At 50.7% G+C, this 3,068-nt stretch carries 4 protein-coding genes; 1 reads left to right on the forward strand and 3 read right to left on the reverse strand.

Annotated elements, in window-relative coordinates; genetic code table 11:
* The 3 genes from ACTNBK_RS16780 to ACTNBK_RS16790 form a co-directional block, all read right to left on the reverse strand.
* Nucleotides 1–312, reverse strand: a 312-nt coding sequence (locus tag ACTNBK_RS16780) for a plasmid mobilization protein (RefSeq protein WP_441147808.1), incomplete at its 3' end; no start/stop codon positions are given.
* A gap of 986 nt (nt 313–1,298) precedes the next feature.
* Complete coding sequence (locus ACTNBK_RS16785) at nt 1,299–1,595, reverse strand: DUF6809 family protein (RefSeq protein ID WP_087334566.1); 297 nt, start codon at nt 1,593–1,595, stop codon at nt 1,299–1,301.
* Between the two features lie 170 nt (nt 1,596–1,765).
* Nucleotides 1,766–1,999: a helix-turn-helix domain-containing protein gene (locus ACTNBK_RS16790; protein ID WP_087334567.1), complete on the reverse strand. Its 234-nt coding sequence runs from the start codon at nt 1,997–1,999 to the stop codon at nt 1,766–1,768.
* A gap of 130 nt (nt 2,000–2,129) precedes the next feature.
* Here ACTNBK_RS16790 and ACTNBK_RS16795 point away from each other — a divergent pair, with 130 nt between their 5' ends.
* Nucleotides 2,130–3,056, forward strand: coding sequence for a helix-turn-helix transcriptional regulator (locus ACTNBK_RS16795; RefSeq protein WP_087334569.1), 927 nt, complete (start codon nt 2,130–2,132; stop codon nt 3,054–3,056).
* Nucleotides 3,057–3,068: the final 12 nt, after the last annotated feature.

Raw genomic sequence — 3,068 nt, forward strand, 5'->3', positions numbered from 1 at the left:
CCCCAGCTTTCGCACCTGCCGGAATTGCTCCACCACCTGGGCCAGGCGGCGGACGGAAAAGCCCAGCTGCTGGGCGGTGCCGCAGCCGCTGTTGAATGCCCTGGCCACGGCGTTGATGTCCCGGCCAGCCTCATCCGCAAAGGCGATGGCCGCTCTCGTCTCTTTCTCCCGGTAGAGTATAGGGCGGTTTCGCTCCAGCTCTCTCATCAGCCAGGCGTTGGCGGACAGTCCGGCAGCCCTGCTTTTCTCTTTCAGCAGGTCGTATTCCTCCTGGCTCATCCGGATACAGGTGCGGTGTGTTTGTGTGTTCATGTTGCTCCTCCTCTCGGGAGACGGCTCCAGGTCCATCCCCGGTTCTCGCACCCATCCTAACAGATAATGCGGACAGTCTGTGTCCGCATTAAAAAAGAAAAATGGGGGGTCTCATGATGCACCCTGCCCTGGATTTCTTGACCTCTAGGGTGCTAACATGGACACCCTTGTACGGATTATAATGTACCCAATCATGTAGACAGTTTAGTGAAAAAACGACATCCTGATGCAGGTGAAAATAGGGTCCGGCAAGGTTGCCGGACCCTATTTTCAGCGCAATGAACTGCCGCCGGAATTGCCAAATATTCAAATGAGATCGGATTTGATGATTTCACCAAACCCGATCTAAGCTCAGACGACCTTCCGGCAACCTTGCCGAAAAGTTCCGCCCGAAGGCGGCATCGGGGACAGGGGTTTCCCCTGCAAGCGCGCAAAATGTACATTTGCGCTATGCTTGCGTGAAACGCCTGCCCTTCAGGGCAGGCGTTTTACCGCCGCCAGGGGCGGCGGTGCCATGCGCGGCAGAGCACGATTTGTCACCTCACCACACAAAGAATGGTCACACACTCAAGTATACCGACGAGCGGAACACCCACCCATCCGCCTCAAACCAGGCGTCATCACGTATGCCAAAACCTGCGAGACCTATGTGACCTAGGGGAGGATAACCAGATCGATGCTCCTCAGGCGAACATTCAGTACGCCGTACTGGAGCCGGAAGGTTACCAACCGGAACTGGTAGAAAAGATGTACTTTGCCCGCACACGCAAGGGTACCATGAGCAGGCCGGAGTTCGAAAACTGGATCCGTAACGCGGAGCGATTGTAAGATCAGGCGCTGAAGAGCTATAAAAAATCACGGACACTTGAGGAGAAAGACCTGATCCTGGAGAAATTGAAAGCGGATCTAAATTGCGTGAGAGAAAGGGATACTGTCAGGTAGCGTGTTTTGCCGGTTTTTCTTCTCACATAGAGTTTTTCGCACAATCAATCAAAGCAGACATCCATTTCGGTCTTATCGCACCGAGACGGATGTCTGCTTTTGTAGTGGTTCAGTTCATTTGAGAGTTCCCAGGCCAATTTGAATCCGCAGAGAAAGCTGTCTATGGATCGTTCCTCCGCGATTAGATTTTGGGTATCAATGATCCGCAATACTAATTTTCTCTCTGGCTTTTCCAGCCGCTCGATGAGCTGTCGGTGGCAGTCATCGATCTCCTGCTCGGCCTCCTCCATGGGCAAAGGTGTGTAGAATCTATCATACAATAGTTTCAGGGTGTCGTTCATATGTCCTGCCTCCTGTCAGCAAGACACCATAGCACAAAAGCGGCAGAATATCCAGCTAAAAACAGATATTGTACTGTACCAAAAAATATGACCATTTTTTGATAAAAAACTCAAAAAGGAGAAGTGGGTGACAGCCAGTGTCCATGACGTATGCTATAATGAGCTTGACATCAGTCCTCAAAAGTCAGAAATTTTTGCGGTGCCACATCCAGTACGGCAGCAATGTCAAACAAAGTGTCCAAAGACAGTGCTTTGGAGATGTTAGGTGCCTCCAGGTGGCCGATATAAGCAGGGGTAAGACCGACCTGCTCCGCCAGTTCTTCCTGGGTCAGTCCCCGGAGCTTTCGGTAGTAGGCAATCTTTAACCCGATCTGACGGTATTGTTCAGTGTAGATGGATTTCATAGTTGATTCCTCCATATGCAACTATGGTAGCGAATCACGACAGAAATTGACATGAGCTATAAAATATATTATTATATTTTTTAGATAGTAATATGTGCTTGTGAGCACATGATTATTCATGGAGGATCGTATGGACGGCACATTGGTAAAGTCGGAGCGTCTGCTGCAGATTTATTCCAGGCTGGTCAGCGGCGATGTTCTCCCCAAAAAAGAATTAGCGCAGCAATTTCATGTCACGGAGAGAAGCATCCAGCGTGACATGGAATCGCTGCGCTGTTTTTTTGCTGAACAGGGGCTGCGGCAGGATATCGTCTACGACAAGCAGGAAAGAGGTTACCGGCTGGAGCAGCCTGCTCTGCCGCTGCTCAATAACAGTGAGATCCTTGCGGTATGTAAGATCTTACTTGAGAGCCGCTCCATGCGCCGGGATGAGATGCTGCCGATTCTGGACAAGCTCATCTCCTGCTGTGTACCGAAACAGAGCAAGCGTGCGGTAGCAGAACTGCTGGCCAACGAGAAACACCATTATATTGAGCCGCATCATGGTCAGCACATTCTCCCTGGCCTGTGGGAGATCGGCCAAGCGGTACAGGATCACCGGGTACTGGAGATCGAGTACGAGCGCATGAAGGAGCCGAAGCTGGTGCGCCGCCGAGTGCTGCCGGTGGGTATCATGTTCTCAGAATACTACTTCTACCTGACAGCATTTCTGGAAGATAAGAGCACATTTGATAACCCGGATGATTTGTTTCCCACCATTTATCGAATTGACCGGATCAAGTCTTTCATAGTTCTGGATGAGCACTTCCAAGTTCCATACAAGGATCGCTTTCAGGAGGGGGAGTTCCGTAAGCGGGTGCAGTTTATGTACGGTGGCAAACTGGAACGTATCCGGTTTAAATATACTGGTCCATCCATTGAGGCCGTGCTGGATCGTCTGCCTACGTCGAAGATCGTGGAGCAAGACGAGGAGGGCTGGACTTTGGAGGCTGAGGTGTTTGGCAAGGGCATTGAGATGTGGCTGAGGAGCCAGGGAAACTATATTATTCTTATTTGAAGAACAATCTAA

This window comes from Intestinimonas sp. HCP28S3_D6 (assembly GCF_052065695.1).
GTDB lineage: Bacteria > Bacillota > Clostridia > Oscillospirales > Oscillospiraceae > Intestinimonas.

Bases quoted from the DNA above. Each gene is read 5' to 3' on its own strand.
- ACTNBK_RS16790 (WP_087334567.1), bottom strand. From the start codon at position 1,999: ATGAAATCCATCTACACTGAACAATACCGTCAGATCGGGTTAAAGATT.
- ACTNBK_RS16785 (WP_087334566.1), bottom strand. From the start codon at position 1,595: ATGAACGACACCCTGAAACTATTGTATGATAGATTCTACACACCTTTG.
- ACTNBK_RS16795 (WP_087334569.1), top strand. From the start codon at position 2,130: ATGGACGGCACATTGGTAAAGTCGGAGCGTCTGCTGCAGATTTATTCC.